At 71.4% G+C, this 19,110-nt stretch carries 18 protein-coding genes; 9 read left to right on the top strand and 9 right to left on the bottom strand.

All coding sequences use genetic code 11. From position 1 onward, the window contains the following. From IEY82_RS24525 to IEY82_RS24515, 3 genes are all read right to left on the bottom strand, one after another. On the bottom strand, positions 1–1,274 hold a 1,274-nt coding region (locus IEY82_RS24525; protein ID WP_506336435.1), incomplete at its 3' end, for a P-loop NTPase family protein. After that, a complete protein-coding gene (locus tag IEY82_RS24520; RefSeq protein WP_189126561.1) occupies positions 1,271–1,963 on the bottom strand; it encodes a DUF2637 domain-containing protein in 693 nt (230 codons plus the stop codon). The genes IEY82_RS24525 and IEY82_RS24520, both read right to left, overlap by 4 nt. Before the next feature lie 20 nt (positions 1,964–1,983). Next, the gene (locus tag IEY82_RS24515; RefSeq protein WP_189126542.1) at positions 1,984–2,622 is read right to left on the bottom strand and encodes a hypothetical protein; all 639 of its coding nucleotides are present in this window, start codon (positions 2,620–2,622) and stop codon (positions 1,984–1,986) included. 595 nt (positions 2,623–3,217) lie between these two features. Between IEY82_RS24515 and IEY82_RS24510 the strand changes: the two genes are divergently transcribed. Further along, entirely contained in the window at positions 3,218–3,748 is a 531-nt protein-coding gene (locus IEY82_RS24510) for a hypothetical protein (RefSeq protein ID WP_189126541.1), read from the top strand. After that, positions 3,749–4,417 (top strand): class F sortase, encoded by a 669-nt coding sequence (locus tag IEY82_RS24505; RefSeq protein WP_189126540.1) that lies wholly within the window; start codon positions 3,749–3,751, stop codon positions 4,415–4,417. Here the strand turns inward: IEY82_RS24505 and IEY82_RS24500 are convergent, their stop codons facing one another. Beyond that, positions 4,418–6,565: an acyl-CoA dehydrogenase family protein gene (locus tag IEY82_RS24500; protein ID WP_189126539.1), complete on the bottom strand. Its 2,148-nt coding sequence runs from the start codon at positions 6,563–6,565 to the stop codon at positions 4,418–4,420. 79 nt (positions 6,566–6,644) lie between these two features. Next, positions 6,645–7,535 (bottom strand): tetratricopeptide repeat protein, encoded by an 891-nt coding sequence (locus IEY82_RS24495; protein ID WP_189126538.1) that lies wholly within the window; start codon positions 7,533–7,535, stop codon positions 6,645–6,647. A gap of 345 nt (positions 7,536–7,880) precedes the next feature. Between IEY82_RS24495 and IEY82_RS24490 the strand changes: the two genes are divergently transcribed. Beyond that, positions 7,881–8,933, top strand: coding sequence for a glycoside hydrolase family 113 protein (locus IEY82_RS24490; RefSeq protein ID WP_189126537.1), 1,053 nt, complete (start codon positions 7,881–7,883; stop codon positions 8,931–8,933). Positions 8,934–9,101: 168 nt separating this feature from the next. Next, positions 9,102–9,809, top strand: a complete 708-nt coding sequence (gene pgeF / locus IEY82_RS24485; protein ID WP_189126536.1) for a peptidoglycan editing factor PgeF — start codon at positions 9,102–9,104, stop codon at positions 9,807–9,809. A gap of 492 nt (positions 9,810–10,301) precedes the next feature. Here the strand turns inward: pgeF and IEY82_RS24480 are convergent, their stop codons facing one another. Next, positions 10,302–11,228 carry a maleylpyruvate isomerase family mycothiol-dependent enzyme gene (locus tag IEY82_RS24480; protein ID WP_194518800.1) on the bottom strand — a complete coding sequence of 309 codons (927 nt, stop codon included), beginning with the start codon at positions 11,226–11,228 and terminating at the stop codon, positions 10,302–10,304. Further along, entirely contained in the window at positions 11,228–11,785 is a 558-nt protein-coding gene (locus IEY82_RS24475; protein WP_225263113.1) for a sigma-70 family RNA polymerase sigma factor, read from the bottom strand. Before IEY82_RS24475 ends, IEY82_RS24480 begins: the two co-directional genes overlap by 1 nt. A gap of 150 nt (positions 11,786–11,935) precedes the next feature. Between IEY82_RS24475 and IEY82_RS24470 the strand changes: the two genes are divergently transcribed. Next, positions 11,936–12,361, top strand: coding sequence for an OsmC family protein (locus tag IEY82_RS24470; RefSeq protein ID WP_189126533.1), 426 nt, complete (start codon positions 11,936–11,938; stop codon positions 12,359–12,361). Positions 12,362–12,394: 33 nt separating this feature from the next. After that, a complete protein-coding gene (glgX, locus tag IEY82_RS24465) occupies positions 12,395–14,518 on the top strand; it encodes a glycogen debranching protein GlgX (RefSeq protein WP_189126532.1) in 2,124 nt (707 codons plus the stop codon). A gap of 203 nt (positions 14,519–14,721) precedes the next feature. Here the strand turns inward: glgX and IEY82_RS24460 are convergent, their stop codons facing one another. Next, positions 14,722–15,126 carry a hypothetical protein gene (locus IEY82_RS24460; protein ID WP_189126531.1) on the bottom strand — a complete coding sequence of 135 codons (405 nt, stop codon included), beginning with the start codon at positions 15,124–15,126 and terminating at the stop codon, positions 14,722–14,724. Positions 15,127–15,272: 146 nt separating this feature from the next. On the opposite strand from IEY82_RS24460, the gene IEY82_RS24455 reads away from it, so the two are divergent. The 3 genes from IEY82_RS24455 to IEY82_RS24445 all read left to right on the top strand — a co-directional run bounded on the left by IEY82_RS24455 (position 15,273) and on the right by IEY82_RS24445 (position 17,604). Next, entirely contained in the window at positions 15,273–15,998 is a 726-nt protein-coding gene (locus IEY82_RS24455) for a pyrimidine reductase family protein (protein ID WP_189126530.1), read from the top strand. Continuing rightward, complete coding sequence (locus tag IEY82_RS24450; RefSeq protein WP_189126529.1) at positions 15,991–17,187, top strand: ATP-dependent DNA ligase; 1,197 nt, start codon at positions 15,991–15,993, stop codon at positions 17,185–17,187. The genes IEY82_RS24455 and IEY82_RS24450 overlap by 8 nt, the downstream gene beginning before the upstream one ends. Positions 17,188–17,259: 72 nt before the next feature. After that, positions 17,260–17,604, top strand: a complete 345-nt coding sequence (locus tag IEY82_RS24445; RefSeq protein WP_189126528.1) for a hypothetical protein — start codon at positions 17,260–17,262, stop codon at positions 17,602–17,604. A 110-nt stretch (positions 17,605–17,714) separates the two neighbouring features. Here the strand turns inward: IEY82_RS24445 and IEY82_RS24440 are convergent, their stop codons facing one another. Next, positions 17,715–19,064, bottom strand: a complete 1,350-nt coding sequence (locus tag IEY82_RS24440; protein ID WP_225263114.1) for an ankyrin repeat domain-containing protein — start codon at positions 19,062–19,064, stop codon at positions 17,715–17,717. Positions 19,065–19,110: the final 46 nt, after the last annotated feature.

Below are 19,110 nucleotides of genomic sequence, written 5' to 3'. Positions count from 1 at the left end.
TCCTTGGTCATCCGCTGAGTGGCGAGCACGAGCAGCACACCGGCCGCCGGGCCGCGCGAGGCGATGTCGACCATCGCCTCGACGATCTCTTTGCCCCACTGCGAGGTGACGTAGTAACGCGTCTCGTCCACGATGGTCAGCTCGACGTCCACGCCGAACTGACGGCACAACTCCGGCGTCAGCTTGGTCGAGCCGCCCGCGTCGTCGAGCATGTCGAACACGCGTTCCATCTGGGCTTGCATGCGCTCCAGGTGGTCGAGCAGCCCCTTGGCGTTGCGCTTCTCGGCGGTGTGGGCGATGCGCCGCCACGGCCGGTGATCCCCGGCGCCCTTGCCGTCCCACAGGTGGATCTTCGGCGTGACCGCCAGCGCGGCCGTGCCGACGATCCCGTTCACGGCCGCGGACTTGCCCGCCCTCGGCTCCCCGGCGACCAGAAGCGAGGCGTCGACCAGGCGCAGCCGCTCGGGCAGGCCGCGGCCGTTGACTCCGGCGGGAACGCCCTGCCAGAAGTCCATGGGTTCGGTACGGCCGAGCAGCGGCGAGGCGTACACCTTCAGGAACGGGTCGGACTTGGCGACGTACACCGCCAGCCTGCCCGCGTGCTCGTCGACCAGGTCGAACACGACCTGAGACTCGCCGACGCCGAGCGCCGACGCGAAGTCAGCCTCTTTGCCGAGCGCGTGACGGGCGCGCTGACCGGGCGGCAGCTGCAGCACCGTCGACCATCCGGCGTCCTCCGTCAGGACCGGCGAGGCGAGCTTCATGCCCTCGGCGCGGCCAAGCTTGGCGTCGATCGCCGCCCGCACGACCACGTTCTCGGCGGGTGTCCGGCCCTTGCCGCCGGGCAGCTTGAACGGCATCGGCCGGTCGCTGATCCGCTTGCGCACCTCGACGGCCGTGCCGACCGTGGCCAGGGCGCCGAGCGTGAGCAGCGGTGTGGCCGGACTCCACAGCGCCACGCCGGCCGCCGTCGACGCGAGGTAGCCGGCGCCGAGCATCCACGCCGTACGACGCCGCCGGGTGCGGACCGACTCCCGGAACACGAGATCGTCGGTGCCCGCGTAGTCGTCGGCCCGGACCCACTTCCACGCGGTCGACGCCATCCGGGAGGTTCCGGCGACGGGCGCGGCCACGCTCCGGTACGTGAACTTGAGAGTGCGGCGGCCGTACTTGCCCTGCCGTAGGGCGTGCAGCATGTGCCGGGTACGGCCGGGCCGCTTGCGCCAGAAGTCGGGCGAGGTCTGCGGACGCTGGAACGTGTCGGTCGCCATCACCGCGTCACCTCCACGAGCCCGCCGAGGTACGCCTGCAACCGCCGGGCGCGGTCGGTGCCGACGTTGAGCCGGTCCTTGATCGTGCGGACGGTCGGCGGTTCGCCCTGGGTCACTTCGGCGAGGAAGGTAGCCACCGCTACCGGACGGTAAGGCGCGTCGAGATCGGGCTCAGGTACGGGCTCGGGCCGTACCTCGATCTCGATCACGGGCGTCTCGTCGTCGGCAGGTTCCCGCAGATCTGCGGGAACCGTCGAGCCCGTGACCTGCACAGGTACAACGGGAGCGTGTACCTGGACCGTTTCCCCAATTGGGGAAGCCTCCTCGCTGCGAAACTCGAGTTTCGCAGTCGACCGGCGGATCAGGCCCATCAGCAGCTCGTACGAGAGCACCAGCGCGACGGCCGGCCACGCGGCGACGATCGCACCGACCGGCCCGTGAGCCCACCCGTGCATGACGTTCGCCGCCAGGGTGGCGAGGATGCCGAGCGTGAGCGTGAAGTACGCCAGCTTGGGCGCGGGCAGGTCGCGGCGGGCAGCGTCGAGCAGCACCATGGACGACGCGAAGATAAGCCCGTCGATCGTGAGCGGCACCAAGACCGCGGTGAACCCGGACTCGCCGTTGGCGATCACGACCTCGAACGCGTGCCTGTAGGAGACGACCGCGGCCACCCCGGCAAGCAGGATGACCACGATCGCCGTGAGAACACGGATCACGCGGCACCGCCGAGCTGGTCGACGACCGGGTAGCAGGAGATGCACTCAGGGTCGGCGCACCGGCCCTCCGCGTCGTACGGCAGCGCGACCGGCTCGAACCCGGCGACCCTGACGCCGTCGCGCTCGTCGAGGATGGCCACGATCACGTCGAGCAGGCGGGCCCGCTCGTCGTCGGTGAACACGTTCGTGACGTCGTCGCTGTTCGCGGTCCGGGCGATATCGCGAGCGTCCATGCCCAGCTCTGCGGCGATCGACCAGGCCGACAGCGAGCCCACGCGGAACACCGTGATCAGCCGGTCCTCGTCGGGGTCGACGCCACGGCGCCGGTCGAGGATGTCTTGGACGGCGAGCCGGAGCGCGTCGTGCTCGTGGTCGGTCAGGTCGGCGGTGTGGATGCGGCCGTCAGCGTCGCTCGCGAGGAGCTGCCCGAGGACGATGCCGCACTTGACCGCGTCGGCGAGGTCGAGCCCGGTGATCTGGTCGACGCCGAGAGCGTCGCGCATGGCCACCAGGGCGTCGCGGGAGCTCTGGAGGGCGTCGAGGTCGGCGGACAGCTTGCGGTGGTCCTCGACGAGCCGCGCCAAGTCGGACTCTCCGTTGGCGGGAGCGGGGGCGGGCGTGGTGGAATTAGCCACAGGTCTCTCCTCTGGTTACGCAGTGGTGGGACTCAGGGCGGGTCAGGTGGTTGCACACCTGGCCCGTCCGCGTTTAGAGGCGTTCTAGCTCGCCGGATAATCCCGAGTCATCCGCTCGCGAGCGACCTGTGTTTTCCCTGGTTAGCACGACGCTCAAGGCCCCGGCACTCCGAAGATGCCCGGCGAGCCCAAGCGTGTCCAGCCGAGCAAGGCGCGTCCCGAAGAAGAGGCCGGCTGAACGAGGCGGTGGGCGGCACGGCCGGCCCCCTCCGGACCGGGGTAAGGCTCGGGCTGTCCGGCCGTGCGGCGTCCGTGTCCTCTCATGAGGGGGACCTTGTCGTGGAACGTAACTCGCCGATGTGTACGCGACGGTCTGAGCGGGTTGTGAAGTCTGACAAGCGGGAGGAGAACTCTCCACCCGGAGAGGAGAGATTTCATCCCGTTCCCGCATGGATCACCAACTGGACCATCACTCTCCGCGATCGCCCGGTAATCCACCGATATCGCTTCGGTCACATTACTTGACGATTGGTCCAATAGTTCGCAAGGCTCTCGTTCTGTCTCGGGGCGCGACAACCGATTCGGGAGCCTGGTTATGGCAAGAGCGCAACGTCTGGCCGCCGCCGGAGCCGTGGTGGCCTTCGTGGCCGGCGGCGTGATGACCGCGGCGGGCATCGGCACCGCCTCCGCCCAGTCGAGCCAGGAGACGCCGTCCGTGGCCGCGACCTGCCTGCCGCCCCTGGCACCCTGCGACGAGCCGGGCGGCGTGGAGCCCGAGGTGCCGGGGGCCGGCCCCGTGCAGAAGTGGTCGGACGACCAGGTGCCGAACCCGACGGAGAAGTGGCCGGACAACCCCGTGCCGAACCCGATGGAGAGCTGGTCGGGCAACCCGGTGCCCACCGACTCCTGGTCCGACGCGCCCTCCGACGCCCCGCGCGAGACCGGGGCCCCCTGGAAGCCGGTCGACGAGGACGAACGCCGGATGCCGCAGGGGCATCCGGAGACGGGTGGCGGCGGGCTGGCGCCGGGAGACCCGGTGTGGCCGGTCGTCGCGGGCGGCGCCGCCCTGCTCGCCGGCGCCGGGCTGGCCGGGTTCGCGGTGCGCCGTCGCAAGGGTGACGCCTAGTTGGGCCAGAAGTCGCTCCTCGTCGCGGCGGGAGCGGTGTCCCTGGCCGGGATCGTACTGATCTGGGCCGGGGTGGGCGGCCTGCTCTCCGGCGGCGGGGCCGAGCCCGTCGCGGCCGTCACGCCCGCGCCGGTCACGTCGTCGCCCGCGCCGGTCGCGTCCTTGCGCGTGCCGGCCGGGAAGACGGCCAAGCCGATGCGGCCCGCCCGGCCGGTCGCCGTCTACATCCCGTCCATCGGCGTGTCGGCGCCGCTCATGGAGCTGGGCCTCGACACCGCGGGCACGATCCAGAACCCGCCCATCGAGCGCCCCAACCTGGCCGGCTGGTACCGCTACGGGGCCGTCCCCGGCCAGCGCGGCGCCGCCGTCATCACCGGCCACCTCGACACCAGGACCGGCCCGGCGGTGTTCGCCCGCCTCAAGGAGGTCAGGCGCGGCGACCAGGTGCAGGTGCTGCGCGCGGACCGGTCCGTGGCCGTGTTCGTGGTGGACCGGATCGAGCACACGCCCAAGAGGAGCTTCCCGGCCCGCAAGGTCTACGGCGACCTCCGCTATCCGGGGCTGCGCCTGGTCACCTGCGGCGGCGCGTTCGACGGGCGGGCGCACAGCTACCAGGACAACACCATCGTGTACGCACACCTGGCCGCGCCGTACCATCCCCGGAGCTGATCAGGGATCGCGCGGCAGCCCGAGCGCCCGCTCGGCGATGATGTTCAGCTGCACCTCGGTCGTGCCGCCGCCGATCGTGAACGCCCGGGTGGTGAGGATCATCCGGCTCCAGTGGCGGTCGAAGGGCGCCAGCGACCAGCAGAACTCCGAGACGGCCTGCGAGTGGCGCATGCCGAGCAGCTTGCGCACGCTCGACGCGGTGCCCGGATCGGAGCCCGACAACTGGGCGAGCGTCACGCGCAGGCCGAGCGCGGCGAGCGCCTGCCCCTCGGCCCACAGGCGCCCGGCCTCCTCCAGCCGCGCCTGCCGCGGCTCCGGCAGCTTCGCGATGAGGCCGACCATGTCGGTGTGCCGGGATCCCGGCCCCCACGAGTCGCCCAGCGCCACCCGCTCGTGCGACAGCGTGTCCCGGGCCACCCGCCAGCCGCCGTCCACCTCGCCGACCACCAGATCGTCCGGCACGAAGACGTCGTCCAGGAACACCTCGTTGAACACCTCGTCGCCGTTGATCTCCTTCAGCGGCTTGACGGTGACGCCCGGCGAGGACATGTCCACCAGGAAGTAGCTGATCCCCTCGTGCTTCGGTTTCTCCGGAGAGGTCCGGGCCAGGCAGATCCCCCAATGGGCGTACTGCGCCAGAGACGTCCAGATCTTCTGGCCGCTCAGCGACCAGCCGCCCTCCACGCGGACCGCCTTGGTGGACAGCCCCGCCAGGTCCGATCCCGCGCCCGGCTCACTGAACAGCTGGCACCACACGATCTCGCCGGTGAACGTCCTGGGCAGGAACCGCTCCCGCTGCTCCGGTGTGCCGTGCCGGACGATGGACGGCACCGCCCAGGCCCCGATGCCCAGGTTCGGCCGTCTGAGGTCGCGGAACTCCTGGTGGATGATCACCTGCTCCAGAGGGGAGGCGCCCCTGCCCCACGGCTCGGGCAGGTACGGCATGATCCAGCCCTCCCGCGCGAACCGCCCCAGCCTGGCCAACGGCTCCTCGGCCCGCAGCGACTCGGCCTGCGCCCTGATCGCGTCCCTGACCGGGGCCGCCTCCTCCGGCAGGTCCGGCTCGGTGCCCCGCCGCACCCCGGCGAGAGCGAGGCGGATCACCTCCTCTGCCCACACGCCGGCGTCCCCGGCCAGCATCCGGTCGGACAGCGCGCGCCGGTAGAAGCGGTGCGCCTCGTGCTCGAACGTGTAGCCGATGCCGCCCAGCACCTGGATCGCGTCGGCGGCGCACCGCACGGCCGCGTCGGGCGCCAGCACCGCCGCGACTCCCACCGCCAGCCGCACCTCCCCACCGCTCCCGGCGCCCGTGCCCGGACTCTCACGCATCGGGCTCCGGCCAGGGCTCTCGCCCGTCGCGGTCGGATCAGGGCTTTCGCCCGTCGGGGTACGGCCGGGGGAGTCGTCCAGCGCCCTGGCCGCATCCCAGACAGCGGCCCGCGCCTGCTCCAGCGCCACGAGCGCGGCGGCCACCCGGTGCTTCACGCCCTGGAACTGCCCGATCGGCCGCCCGAACTGCTCCCGAACCTTCGCGTAGCCGGCGGCCGTCGCCACGGCCCACGCCGCCACCCCGCACGCGTCGGCCCCCAGCAGCACGGCGGCCACCTCCCGCACCGGCACCGCGCCGAGCACCCGTCCGTCGCCCCCCTCCCGCGCGGTCCCGTCCCGTACGGTCACCGAGCACAGCGCGCGGTCGAGATCCACGCCCTCGACGGATTCCACGTCCACGTCGGCCCGGTCGAGCAGCGACCACCGCCCGTCCTCCAGCGGCACCAGGAAGAGGTCGGCGTCGGGCGAGCCCAGCGCGAGCAGCCCCGCACCGCCCGCCGCCTCGCCGAGCGCCACGGCCGCGGTCAGCGACCCGTCCGCGAGCCCGCCCAGCGCGCCCGGGTCGCCGCCGGAGGCGCGTGCGAGCGCTGCCGAGGTGATCACGGACGGCAGGTAGGCGCCCGGAGCCCGCCGCTCGCCCAATGCCTCCAGCGCTACGACCAGCTCCAGCAGGCCGTAGCCCTGCCCGCCGCACTCCTCCGGCAGATGCAACCCCAGCACGCCCTGCGCGGCCAGCGCCGCGTGTTCGACGGTCCGCTCGGCCAGCCCCCGCACGGAGGCGGCCAGCGCCAGATGTTCCTCGGTCAGCCCGATACCCATGCGTCAGAATCTAGAACTATATTCGGTCGATCTCCAGGGCCCGCGCGATCCGGTTTCCGCCCAGCACCGCCCCCGGAACTCACGAGTCGCCGAATTCCAGCTCCAGGGCTCGGGTGAAGTCGGCCACCGCCTCCTCGTGGCGTTCGAGCTCCTGCAGGATCTCGCCGCGCACCCGGTAGGCCCAGACGTACTCCTCGTCCAGCTCGACGGCCCGGTCGAGGTCCTTGAGAGCGGCCTCGTTGTCGCCCAGCTCGCTCAGGACCGCGCCCCGGCTGCCCAGCGCGCGATCGTTGTCCGGCTCAAGGTCGAGAGCCTGGTTGAGATCGGCCAACGCCTCCTCGTAGCGGTCGATCATGCGCAGCGCCTCACCCCGCCTGCCCAACGCCCGCACGTACACGGGATCCAGTTCCAGCGCCCTGGTGTAGTCGGCGATGGCCTCGGGATAGAGCTGCAGCCGCTGGTAGAGGTCGCCCCGGGCCAGCCACGAGTAGGCCAGGTCCTCGTCCAGCGCGATGATCTTGGCGTGCTCGGCCAGCGCCTCGTCCACCCGGTCGAGGTCGGCGAGCGCGTCGGCCCTGGCCTCCAGGATCCAGAGCGACTCCGGCGCCAGGGTGAGCGCGTGCTCGAAGTCGGCCATGGCCTCCTCCATGCGGCCGAGCGCGGCGTACGCCTGCCCGCGCGACCCCAGCGAGTAGGCGCTGTCCGGCTCCAGCCGCAGGGCCTCGTCGAAGTCGGACAGCGCCGCCTCGTACCTCTCGATGACGCGGTGGCTCTCGCCGCGCAGCCGCCAGGAACGGGCGTTGTCCGGCACCAGCGCGATCGACTCGGTGAGGTCGGCGATGGCCGCGTCGTGCCGCGACAGCCCGATGTAGGACTCGGCACGGCTACGCAGCACGGAGGCCCGAGACTGGGCGGCGGCCTCGGACAGCACGGGCCTCTCGTCGTGCTCCTGGAAGATCCCTTCACTCATGGAGGGAGAATCTAGCTGAATGTCTGTCATGCGGATCACGTGAGCCGCGCCGTCGGTGGCTCGGCCTGTACGCGGCGTGCCGACCGGGCCGAATCGCCGGGGATCGCCGAGTCGCCGTCCAGAAGCCGACCAGGCGACTCCGGCGCTCGGATCTGTGATCGCCGCACAAGGCTCATGCGTCCCTCTTTCGGTATTGCGTTCCCCGCATAATGTGCGTGACGCGCAAGTTGTGGGTAGAGTGTGGCGGGACGCCTGGACAGTGCCCTCCGCGAGGCGGCTGGTCGGCCGAGGGCTCGGCCGTCACCTCGCATGTCTCACTCGCACGATCACACCCGGAGGCCACTGATGCGTGCCTACGGTGTCACCTACGACACCGGCTTCCCCTCTGCCGGGACCACCACCCACGAGCCTTTCGACCCCGGCGTCGTGCGCCGAGAGATGCGGATCATCCGCGAAGAGCTGCACTGCGACGCGGTCCGCGTCACCGGAGGAGACCCGGACCGCCTTGCGACCGCCGCGGGCCACGCCGCCCGCGCGGGCCTAGAGGTTTGGTACTCACCGTTCACCAACGGCCTCACGCGGGACGAGCTGATGGCGTTCATCGTCGACGGTGCCGAACGGGCCGAACGCCTGCGCGCGGAAGGGGCTCACGTCATATTCCTCACCGGCTCCGAGATCAGCCTGTTCACCGGTGGATTTCTGCCCGGTGACAGTCTGGAGGAGCGGCTTGGCGTGATAGCCGAGCCGGCGCGGGTGCGCGCCGCGCTCCCCGAACTGCGCGTCCGCGTCCATGATTTCCTCACCCGGGCTGTCACCGCGGTGCGCGAACGGTTCGGCGGTCCGGTCAGCTACGCCTCCCTGCCCTTCGAAGGCGTGGACTGGGCGCTGTTCGACATCATCGCCACTGACGCCGGATACCGCGACGCGGCCACTGAGCACAGTTTCCGCGAAAGCCTGCGGGCGCAGACCTCGCAGGGCAAGCCGTTCGCCGTCACCGAGTTCGGTTGCGCCACCCACCGCGGAGCCGCCGCTCTGGGCGGACGCGGCGACTCCATCGTCGAATGGGACGAACACGCCCGCCCCGCCCGCCTGACCACAACCGTCACGCGGGACGAGGAAGAACAAGCCCGGTACGTGCGCGAGCTCCTCGACATCTACGACGAGGAGGGTACGGACACGGCGTTCGTCAACACGTTCGCCCGCCGGGACCTGCCGACGTCCTCCGAGCCCGGACAGGACTTCGACACCGCCAGCTTCGGCATCGTCAAGGTCCTGCAACCCGGCCGCACCGGGACGGCATATCCAGGGCTGCCATGGGAACCCAAGGCCGCCTTCCACACCCTGGCCGAATTCGGTCGCGCCAGGGCGGCCGAAACCGAGGAGAGGACGATGGCGTGACGCTGCCGACCGCGAAGCCCGTTGACCTTCGACGGCGCTCGCGCCGGGCGGCGGCCCCCGCATTGACAAAGCCGGACTTCACCTGCTTTGTGAACCGGTTGGCGCCTGACGTGCGACGCCCCCACAGGAGGCGGTCGGCTCATGGGAGCGGCCTCTAGGATCTGAGGCATGCAGCTGGCCCCGGGAGTGCACGTCGCCGTCACCGATCGCCACGGGGGAGTGAGCGCCCCGCCCTACGGGTCGCGCAACCTCGGCGGGATGGTCGGCGACGACCCCGAGGCCGTGCGCGCCAACCGGGCGGCCGTCGCCGCGGAGCTGGGCGTGCGGGCCGTCGTGTTCATGCGCCAGGTCCACGGCGCCGACGTCGCCTACGTGAACGAGCCGTACGGCGACGACCCGCCGCCTCTGGACGGCGTCTTCACGACCGAGCCGCGCCTGGCCCTCGCCTCCCTCGGCGCCGACTGCCCGGCGGTCCTGGTGGCCGACCCGGTGGCGCGGATGGTCGGCGCCGCCCACTCCGGCCGTCCCGGCACCGAGGCGGGCGTGACCACGGCGCTGGTCGAGGCCATGGCCGCCAAGGGCGCCGCACCGGCCCGGATGGTGGCGCTGATCGGCCCCGGGGCCTGCGGCCGCTGCTACGAGGTGCCCGCCGAGCTGCGCGAGCGGGTGGCCGAGCGGGTGCCCGGGACGTGGTCCACGACCTCCTGGGACACCCCGGCCCTCGATCTGCGCGCCGGGATCGAGGCCCAGCTGCGTGGGACCGGTCTCACAGACGTGCGCCATGACGACCGCTGCACGATCGAGTCGGCCGAGCTCTACTCCCACCGCCGCGAGCAGCCGGGCGGCCGGTTCGCCGGCCTCATCTGGCTCACCTGATCCGCCACCGCGGCCCATGTCAGGCGGGGAAAGGCGCAGGCGAGCCGTACCAACCCTGCCACGTCTACGGCGCCCGGCCCGCACTGTGCCGGCAAGTGAGGGCTTCAGCTACGGCGCCCAAGTCCAAGGGGCGGAGACAGGCGCTTCAGCATCGGCGAGCAGGAAGGCGTCGAAGCCTCGCCCGCTCTGCGGCGGGGCGACAGGACGGTGGGGCACCGTAGAGCGGAGGCGGGTGGGCGTTCCGGCCGACTTAAGACCGTGCCAAGTACCCCCGCGCCCGAAACAACGCCGAAGGCGAAAAACACCAGACCCCAGGCAATCGCGGTCGGCCGGAACGCCCACCCGCCTCCGCGGCCACCCGCAGAACAGACCCGCCGTAGACAAGGCCCACCCGCTGCGGCCACCCGCAGAACGGGCCCGCGTTGACAACGCCCACCCGCCGCGGCCAACTCGCGGACCGCCCGTCCGCGCGGCACCAAAGGCCGGGAACGGTCATGGCCCGGAGAGGGCCGGGGCGCTCGAGAGGACGTCGCGGGCCAGAGACAGATCACCGGACAGGTCGGCGGCGAAGGAGGAGGGATCGCCGCGACCACCCAGCAGGAAGCAGAACGACACCACGTCAGCCGTGATCCGCGCGTCAGCCCGCCGCCAGCCGTCACCCTCCCGCCAGGCGTCGAGCTCCAGGACACCGGAACCCTCCCCGCCGAGCGGAACATGCCATTCGCCCCCTCCGTCCCCGGTGAGCGTGAGAAGGACCGTACGGCCGGAGCCGTCGAGGCCCGACAGCAGCATGGTCCAGGGGAGCAGGCGCGCGCACAGGTCGGCCGTCGGATGGATGTGCTCGGGCACGGGATGCGGCAGCCGGACCCGGGCCGTCCGGGCCGCGTCGTCGGTGTGCACCCAGGTCTCCAGGCACCGCGCCAGCACGTGATCCCGCACCGCGGCCGACATCCCGTCAAGGGTCGCGGGCGTGTCGGGGGAGAGACCGGCCAGATGGCGGCAGAGGGCGTCGGCCTGGGCGCGCCAGTCACGCCTGGTCTGCTCGGGACTGCGGGCCCGTTCGTACGCCTGCACGTCAGAGGTGCGCCCGACGGCGGAGGTGGCGCCGAGGGGCGGGCCGAGGACGGGGGCGCCGACGGACGCCGCGAGCAGCCCGTCCTTGGCGGCGAGGTGGGCGACGAGCTCCTGCAGGGTCCAGCCTTCCACGATGACGCGCGACCAGTCGTCGTCGACGGCCGAGGCGAGCAGCGCGTCCATGGCGGCCACCCGGCCGGCGAAGGGCTCGGCCCAGGGGGCGGTGGGCGCCGCGGGCCTGCGCCGGGCCCTGGCGCCGGCCAGCAACTGCGGGCGCAGTGAGTGTCCGGGCACCGCGGGGTCCTCCATCAGTGCGTCCAGGTAGAGACGCTCGACGGGCTCCATCACACCTCTTCCTCTGCCAGTGCGTCGGCCAGGCGCCGCAGCGCCAGCCTGATGCGCGATTTGACCGTGCCCTCGGGCACGCCCAGCTCCTCGCCGACCTGCCGGTAGGTCCGGCCGCCGTAGTAGGCCAGCTCGATCGCCTCCCGCAGGGCGTCGGGCAGCGCCGTCACCGCCTGCTTCACCCGTCTGGCCTCGTCTGCGGCGAGCACGGTGTCCTCCAACCGGGGAGGGGAGGGCTCGAAGAGCCGGGGACCCAGCGAGGTGACGCGGCGGCGCTCCTCGGCGCGCACGTGGTCGACCGCGCGGCGGTGCGCGATCGTGGCCAGCCACGCCCGCAGCGTGCCGCGGTCGGGATCGTAGGTCAGCGGACGTTCCCAGAAGACCAGGAACACCTCCTGCGTGATGTCCTCGGCGATCACCCGGTCCCTGGTGACGCGCAGCGAGAGACCGAAGATCAAGGAGGAGAGCCGATCGTAGACCTCTCCGAGCGCGGCCTCGTCGCCGCCGACCACCCGCTGGTGCAGCAGGCGGTCGTCGTACGGTGCCTCCACTGGCACCACACTCCCGTAGATCCGGACCAAGGCGGCGGGTGCGCCGCGACCCGAGCATGACACTATTCGCCGCGGATGTTGAGTCGGATGACTCGGTCGCCGAACTTTGTCAGCCTCACGGTAATGTCGAAGATTCACGACAGAGGAGGATTCGCCATGGCCACCATCCGCACCGCCACCACGCAGTGGAAGGGCGCCCTGCTCGACGGCTCGGGCACGGTGTCGCTCGACACGTCCGGCGTCGGCACCTTCGAGGTCTCGTGGGCGTCCAGAGCTGAGGCGGCCAACGGCAAGACGTCGCCGGAGGAGCTCATCGCCGCCGCCCACTCCTCCTGCTTCTCGATGGCGCTCTCCCACGGGCTGGCCGGTGCCGGCACTCCGCCCGAGTCGCTGCGCACCAGCGCCGACGTGACCTTCCAGCCGGGTGAGGGCATCACCGGCATCGTCCTGTCCGTGCAGGGCCAGGTGCCCGGCATCACGGCCGAGCAGTTCCAGCAGGCGGCCGAGACGGCCAAGGCCAACTGCCCGGTGAGCAAGGCGCTCGCGGGCACGACGATCACTCTCAACGCCCAACTGCTATAGCAAGACCGCGATCGCATGCGACAATCGGGTCACATGCGCGAAGTTTGGCCAGGCGAGCCCTACCCACTCGGCGCCACCTGGGATGGCGTGGGCACCTGTTTCTCGCTGTTCTCCGAGGTCGCCGAGCGGGTCGAGCTGTGCCTGTTTCACGATGACGGCTCCGAGGAGCGCGTCGAACTGCCCGAGGTCGACGGGTTCGTCTGGCATGGCTACCTGCCGGGCATCCTGCCGGGGCAGCGTTACGGCTACCGCGTCCACGGCCCCTACGAGCCTTCGCGGGGGCACCGGTGCAATCCGGCCAAGCTGCTGCTCGACCCCTACGCCAAGGCCATCGACGGCGACCTGACCTGGAACGAGGCGCTGTTCTCCTACCATTTCACCGACCCGTCGAGGTTGAGCACGGCCGACAGCGCCGCGTACATGCCGAAGAACGTGGTGATCAACCCGTTCTTCGAGTGGGGCAACGACCGGCTGCCGCGCAAGCCCTACCACGAGACCGTGATCTACGAGGCGCACGTGCGCGGGCTCACCATGCGCCACCCGGCCGTGCCCGAGGCGCTGCGCGGCACCTATGCGGGCGTGGGGCATCCGGCGATCATCGATCACCTGCTGTCGATCGGGGTGACGGCCGTCGAGCTGATGCCGGTGCACCATTTCATGCCCGAGCACTTCCTGGTGGCGCGCGGCCTGAACAACTACTGGGGTTACAACACCATGGCCTACCTGGCCCCCCATGGCGCCTATTCCAGCTCGGGCACGCGGGGCGAGCAGGTGCTGGAGTTCAAGGCCATGGTGCGGGCGCTGCACGAGGCGGGCATCGAGGTCATTCTCGACGTGGTCTACAACCACACCGCCGAGGGTGACCACATGGGGCCGACGCTGGGCTTCAGGGGCATCGACAACGCCGCCTACTACCGGTTGCACGACGGTGACCGGCGCTACTACCTCGACTACACGGGCTGCGGCAACTCCTTCAACGTACGCTCGCCGCACGCGCTGCAGCTGATCATGGACTCCCTGCGCTACTGGGTGCTGGAGATGCACATCGACGGGTTCCGGTTCGACCTGGCGGCGGCGCTGGCCAGGGAGTTGCACGACGTCGACCGGCTGAGCACGTTCTTCGACCTCATCCAGCAGGACCCGGTGATCTCGCAGGTCAAGCTGATCGCCGAGCCGTGGGACGTGGGCCCCGGCGGCTACCAGGTCGGGAACTTTCCTCCCCTGTGGACGGAATGGAACGGCAAATACCGCGATATCGTGCGAGATTTCTGGCGAGGGACGCATTCCGCCCTGCCTGAGTTCGCCTCCCGGCTGACCGGCTCGGCCGACCTCTACGCCACCTCGGGCCGCCGCCCGGTCGCCTCCATCAACTTCGTCACCTGCCACGACGGCTTCACCCTCACCGACCTGGTCTCCTACGACCGCAAGCACAACCTGGCCAACGCCGAGGACAACCGCGACGGCACCGACGACAACCGGTCGTGGAACTGCGGCGCCGAGGGCCCCGTCGAGGACCCCGAGATCGTCCGGCTGCGTCACCGCCAGCGCCGCAACCTGCTGACGACGCTGTTCCTGTCGCAGGGCGTCCCGATGCTGTCCCACGGCGACGAGCTCGGCCGCACCCAGCGGGGCAACAACAACGCCTACTGCCAGGACAACGAGATCGCCTGGATCGACTGGTCACATCTGCACACCGAGTCCGACCTGCTGGAGTTCGTCCGGGGGCTGTCCAAGCTGCGCCGCGAGCACCCGGTCTTCCAGCGCCGCCGCTTCTTCCACGGCCGCCATCCCGACGACGGCCGGCGCGACCTGGTCTGGCTCACCCCCGGCGGCACCGAGATGACGGCCGGAGACTGGCACATCGGCTACGCCAAGTCGCTCATGGTCTACCTCAACGGCCGGGCCATCACCGAGCCGGGGCCGAGGGGGGAGCGCATCGTGGACGACTCGTTCCTGTTGCTGATCAACGCCCACCACGAGGACATGACGTTCACGCTGCCGAGTGAGGAGTTCGGTCCGGGCTGGTCGCCGGTGCTCGACACCAACGACGAGTCGCCCCGCGACGACGCCTTCCCCGACGAGCAGTGGGCACCGGGCGCCCTGGTCGCGGTCACCTCCCGGTCGATCCAGGTGCTGCGCCAGCCGCTGTCACCCTGACCCGGCGCACCTCCGCGCCGGGAGCCCGGCAGCGCAGAGAGTCCGGAAGTCCGGAAGTCCGGAAGTCCGGAAGTCCGGAAGTCCGGAAGTCCGGAAGTCCGGAAGTCCGGAAGTCCGGAAGTCCGGAAGTCCGGAGGTCTGGAGGTCTGGAGGTCTGGCAGCGCCGAGAGTCCGGGAGTGCCAGGAGTCACGTCCGACGCCGCTCAGGTCCCGCGCATCACGCTCGCGGTGAGAAGCACCAGCACGAACGTGACCACCCCGGCCACGCCGTGCAGCCCGACGGCAAGGAAGGGGAAGCGCCGTTCGGCGTCCCGGGCGTGCCGCCCCGCCCCGAGCCACCGCGTGAACATCACGAAGCCCAGCAGCGCCGCCACCGCCAGCACCGCGAACGCGACCCAGGCCAGCACCCGGTCGCCGGTCACCAGGTGGCCGATCCAGCAGCCCAGCGCCGCCACCGCCAGCACCGGATGCGAGAAGAGCAGCGTCACAGGGAAGCGGGTGACCTTGGCGGCCTGCCGCCGGGGCCCACCGCCCGCGAGCCACAGGTAGAGCGGGTAGATCCCCACCAGTGCGGTGAAGGCCCACGTCACAGCGGTGATCAGCCCCACCCGGACCTCCCTGGAGTCCCCGGACACCTGTCGGCCACGTTATGTACATCACGCCACGTATGCCATTCGATACGCCAAAGTGCTATGCCTGCGGTCAAAGCCACCTGTGCGGGCTGTCTGTCGGAGGCGTGTGCCAAGGTAGAGAGGTGCGGCGCATCTATCCCGACATACAGGACGATCCTGACATCGCGCAGGCCTATGCCTACCCGGCCGACCGCCCGTGGCTACGCGCCAACATGGTCGCCAGCGCCGACGGCGCCGCGTGGCTGAAGGGCCTGTCGGGCGGCCTGTCGAGCCGTGGTGACCGGCGCGTCTTCGGAGTCCTGCGCGGGCTGGCCGACGTGGTGCTCGCGGGCGCCGCCACCGTCCGCGCCGAGGGCTACGGCCCCGCCAAACCCCGCGACTCCTGGCGGGCGCTGCGCGAGGGCAGGCCGCCCGCCCCGCCCATCGCGGTGCTCAGCCGCGGCCTCGGCCTCGACTTCGGCAGCCCTCTGTTCACCGAGGCGGCCACCCGCACCATCGTCATCACCTGCGAGGCCGCCCCCGCCGAAGGCCGCAGGCAGGCCGCCCAGGTGGCCGACGTGATCGTGGCGGGCGACGTCCGGGTCGACCTGCCGCGGGCCGTGGCCGAGCTGCACGCGCGCGGCCTGACCAGGGTGCTGTGCGAGGGCGGGCCCCGGGTCAACGCCCAGCTCGCGGAGGCCGGGCTGATCGACGAGCTCTGCCTGTCGGTCAGCCCGCTGCTGCTGGGGGGCGACGCCGCGCGCATCGTCAACGGTGAGACGGCCCAGGTCAGGCTCGATCTCCGTCAGGTGCTCGAAGAGGAAGGCGTCCTCTTCTGCCGCTACATCAGGGAGTTGAGTCATGACTGAGCCCGAGCCCACCCGTGAGCCCGCCGCGCCCGCCGCCGAGGCCGTTCCCGAGGGCGTCCCTGAGGCCGCGGCCGAGCCGGAGCCGGTGCCCAACCTGCCGGTGCGGCCGCCTGTGCCGCCGATGCTGGCCAAGCCGGTCAAGGCGATGCCCAAGCAGGACGGCACGCTGTTCTACGAGCCGAAGTGGGACGGCTTCCGCTGCATCGTGTTCCGCGACGGCGACGAGGTCTACCTGGGCAGCCGCAAGGAGCGGCCGTTCACGCGCTACTTCCCCGAGCTGGTCGAGGCGGTCAGGGCCGAGCTGCCCGACCGGGTGGTGGTCGACGGCGAGATCGTGCTGCCGCGCGGCTCCCACCTCGACTTCGAGGCGTTGCAGCAGCGCATCCACCCGGCGCTCTCACGGGTCACGATGCTGGCCGAGCGGACCCCGGCCTCGTTCGTGGCCTTCGACCTGCTGGCACTCGGCTCGGAGTCGCTCATGGAGGCGCCGTTCGCCGAGCGCCGCGCGCGCCTGGAGGGCATCTTCGGCCAGGCCGGCGAGTCCGTGCGGCTGACCCCGGTCACCACCAACGACGAGCAGGCGGCCGAGTGGTTCGAGATGTTCGAGGGCGCGGGCCTCGACGGCATCATCGTCAAGCCGGGCGACCAGCCCTACGTCCCCGACAAGCGGACGATGTTCAAGGTCAAGCACGAGCGCACCGCCGACGTGGTGATCGCCGGCTACCGCGAGCACAAGACCGGGCCGATCGTGGGCTCGATCCTGCTCGGCCTCTACGGCGACGACGGCAGGCTCCACCATGTGGGCGTGGCCGCCTCGTTCCCGATGGCCCGCCGGGCCGAGCTGGTGGAGGAGCTCAAGCCGTACATCGCCGACCTGGGCGAGCACCCGTGGGGGCACTGGGCCGAGCAGGCGCAGGCCACCATCGGGCAGCCCGCCGCCGGTCCCGCGACCGGCGGCCAGCGGGTGCCCGGCGCGATCTCGCGGTGGAACGCCAAGAAGGATCTGTCGTTCATCCCGCTGCGGCCGGAGCTGGTGATCGAGGTGGCCTACGACCAGATGGAGGGCGACCGGTTCCGCCACACCGCCCAGTGGCGGCGCCTGAGGCCCGACCGCACCCCTGAGTCGTGCACGTACGAGCAGCTGGAGCGGCCGATCTCGTACAACCTCGACGACATCCTGGCCCGCTGAGCCGCTTCGACGAGGCGGCTCCGTTCCGGACGGGCTTTGCGCAGAGCTGGTTATCGCGCTATATCTCGTCATATGAGCACCGGTGATGAGCTGCGCGCCGCCGTGTCCGCGCGCCGCGACCTCGGCCCCGACTTCGAGGACGCGGTCGTCGAGTCCTTCCTCGACAAGATGGGCAAGGAGATCGACCGGCGGGTGGACGAGCGCGTCGCCGCCACCACGGGCAAGGGCAAGAAGGCGGCCAAGTCGGGCGGGCCTGGCCACGGCCAGCGGCTGGCTCTGGCGATCGTCTCGCTGAGCCTTGGCACGCTGGCCACCCTCGCCCTCACCGCCACCCAGGGCAACCCGTGGGTGATCCCCGCCATCTGGTTCGCGATCGTCCTGGTCAACGTGGTCTTCACCACCGTCGGACGCGACTGACGACGCGGGCTGCTCCGGCCGGCGGCCGAGCACGCCGCCGCCGAGCACACCGCGACCGAGCACACCGCGACCGAGCAGGGCCTTGCCCACGGCGAGACCGGCCAGGCCGGTCAGAGCTTGGCCGAGGCCTCCGTCACCAGCTCGCGGGCGTAGTCGTCGTCGCTGTCGGCCAGCACCCGCTTGACCCCGTGGGCCGCTCGGGCGTCGCCCCGCTCCGCCAGCCCGCGCGTGGCCTCGGCGACCGTACGCAGATCGGCGTCGTCGAGCCGGGCGGCCAGGGCCTGGCGGATCTCCGGGGTGTCGGCGGCCACCGAGGCCAGACCGGACGTGGCCCAGTCGCGCACCTCGTCGTCGGTGTCCTCGGTCATGGAGATCAGCAGGGCCAGGCCCTCGGCGTGGTCGGGCGGCAGCACGTCGGCCAGCGCGATCGCGTCGGTCATGGTGCGCTTGTGACCGGGCCGCTGGATGATGTCCAGGACGTCCGGCAGGGCCCGCGGGTCGCCCTGGTGGCCGAGCGCCGCCAGCACCGAGCGGAGCACCTGCGGGTTGCCCTCGGTGGTCGCCATCTTCCGCAGCAGCGGCAGCGTCCGGTCGAGGTAGGGCTTGTCGTCCTCGGTCACCCCGAACTGGGCGATCGCGTCGACCCCGAACTCACGCTCCCTGGCGTCCTCGCTCACGCAGAGCTTGGCCAGCGCCTCGTAGGTCTCGTCGTCGGCCCGCTTGCCCAGCGTGTCGGCCACGATCCACCACGTCTCGGCGTCCTCGTCGGTGTCGCGGTGCGCCAGGGCCCGCGCGACCAGCTGCTCGAAGGGGGTGTAGGCGCCCGTGGCGTCCTCCAGCAGGGTGGCGATGGCCGCGTGCCCGCGCTGCGCCTGGACCTGCTCGGTCTCGGAGCCGTCGGCGGAGCGGCCCGCGACCGTGACCAGCTCGGTGCCGTCCTTGGCGAACTGCCGGCCGACGACGTACTCCCAGTCGTCCTGGGCGATCTGGTCGAGCAGCGCCGACTCCAGGTGCACGCCCACCCAGTCGATGGCGATGTCGAGCGCGGTGTCGCCGTCGCCGTCGTACTTCTGGGCCGAGGCGCCGTGCTCCAGCAGCAACCGGACCACGCCGAGCGCGCCGCGCCGGGCGGCGAGCGTCAAGGGGGTGTCGCCGTCGTCGTTGGCGTCGTCGATCGCGGCTCCCGCCTCGATCAGCACCCTGGCGGTGTCGGCGTGGCCGTTGGCCGCGGCCCAGAGCAGCGCGGTCCAGCCGCCGCTTTCGCGGGCGTTCACCTCCGCCCCGGCGGCCAGCAGCGTGGTCGCGACCTCGGCCCGGTCCCAGGCGGCGGCGGCGCACAGTGGCAGCCCCTCGTCCTCGCCCTCGCTGGGCTGGTTGGGGTCGGTGCCGGCGGCGATGAGCTCGCTCACGGTCTGTGACTCGCCGTTCAACGCGGCCCGGTAGAGCTGTTCCTCATGCATGACTGGGACCCTAACCTGATCCGGCCGCTGGTCGGGCCAGGAACAG

Origin of the sequence: Nonomuraea cavernae, assembly GCF_014646355.1 — a bacterium.
Lineage (GTDB): Bacteria > Actinomycetota > Actinomycetes > Streptosporangiales > Streptosporangiaceae > Nonomuraea > Nonomuraea cavernae.
Note: the sequence above shows the minus strand (reverse complement) of the source record. Positions and strands in the feature narration are given on the sequence as shown.

Bases quoted from the DNA above. Each gene is read 5' to 3' on its own strand.
- IEY82_RS24510 (WP_189126541.1), top strand. From the start codon at position 3,218: ATGGCAAGAGCGCAACGTCTGGCCGCCGCCGGAGCCGTGGTGGCCTTC.
- IEY82_RS24500 (WP_189126539.1), bottom strand. From the start codon at position 6,565: ATGGGTATCGGGCTGACCGAGGAACATCTGGCGCTGGCCGCCTCCGTG.
- IEY82_RS24495 (WP_189126538.1), bottom strand. From the start codon at position 7,535: ATGAGTGAAGGGATCTTCCAGGAGCACGACGAGAGGCCCGTGCTGTCC.
- IEY82_RS24490 (WP_189126537.1), top strand. From the start codon at position 7,881: ATGCGTGCCTACGGTGTCACCTACGACACCGGCTTCCCCTCTGCCGGG.
- pgeF (WP_189126536.1), top strand. From the start codon at position 9,102: ATGCAGCTGGCCCCGGGAGTGCACGTCGCCGTCACCGATCGCCACGGG.
- IEY82_RS24480 (WP_194518800.1), bottom strand. From the start codon at position 11,228: ATGGAGCCCGTCGAGCGTCTCTACCTGGACGCACTGATGGAGGACCCC.
- IEY82_RS24470 (WP_189126533.1), top strand. From the start codon at position 11,936: ATGGCCACCATCCGCACCGCCACCACGCAGTGGAAGGGCGCCCTGCTC.
- glgX (WP_189126532.1), top strand. From the start codon at position 12,395: ATGCGCGAAGTTTGGCCAGGCGAGCCCTACCCACTCGGCGCCACCTGG.
- IEY82_RS24450 (WP_189126529.1), top strand. From the start codon at position 15,991: ATGACTGAGCCCGAGCCCACCCGTGAGCCCGCCGCGCCCGCCGCCGAG.
- IEY82_RS24445 (WP_189126528.1), top strand. From the start codon at position 17,260: ATGAGCACCGGTGATGAGCTGCGCGCCGCCGTGTCCGCGCGCCGCGAC.
- IEY82_RS24440 (WP_225263114.1), bottom strand. From the start codon at position 19,064: ATGCATGAGGAACAGCTCTACCGGGCCGCGTTGAACGGCGAGTCACAG.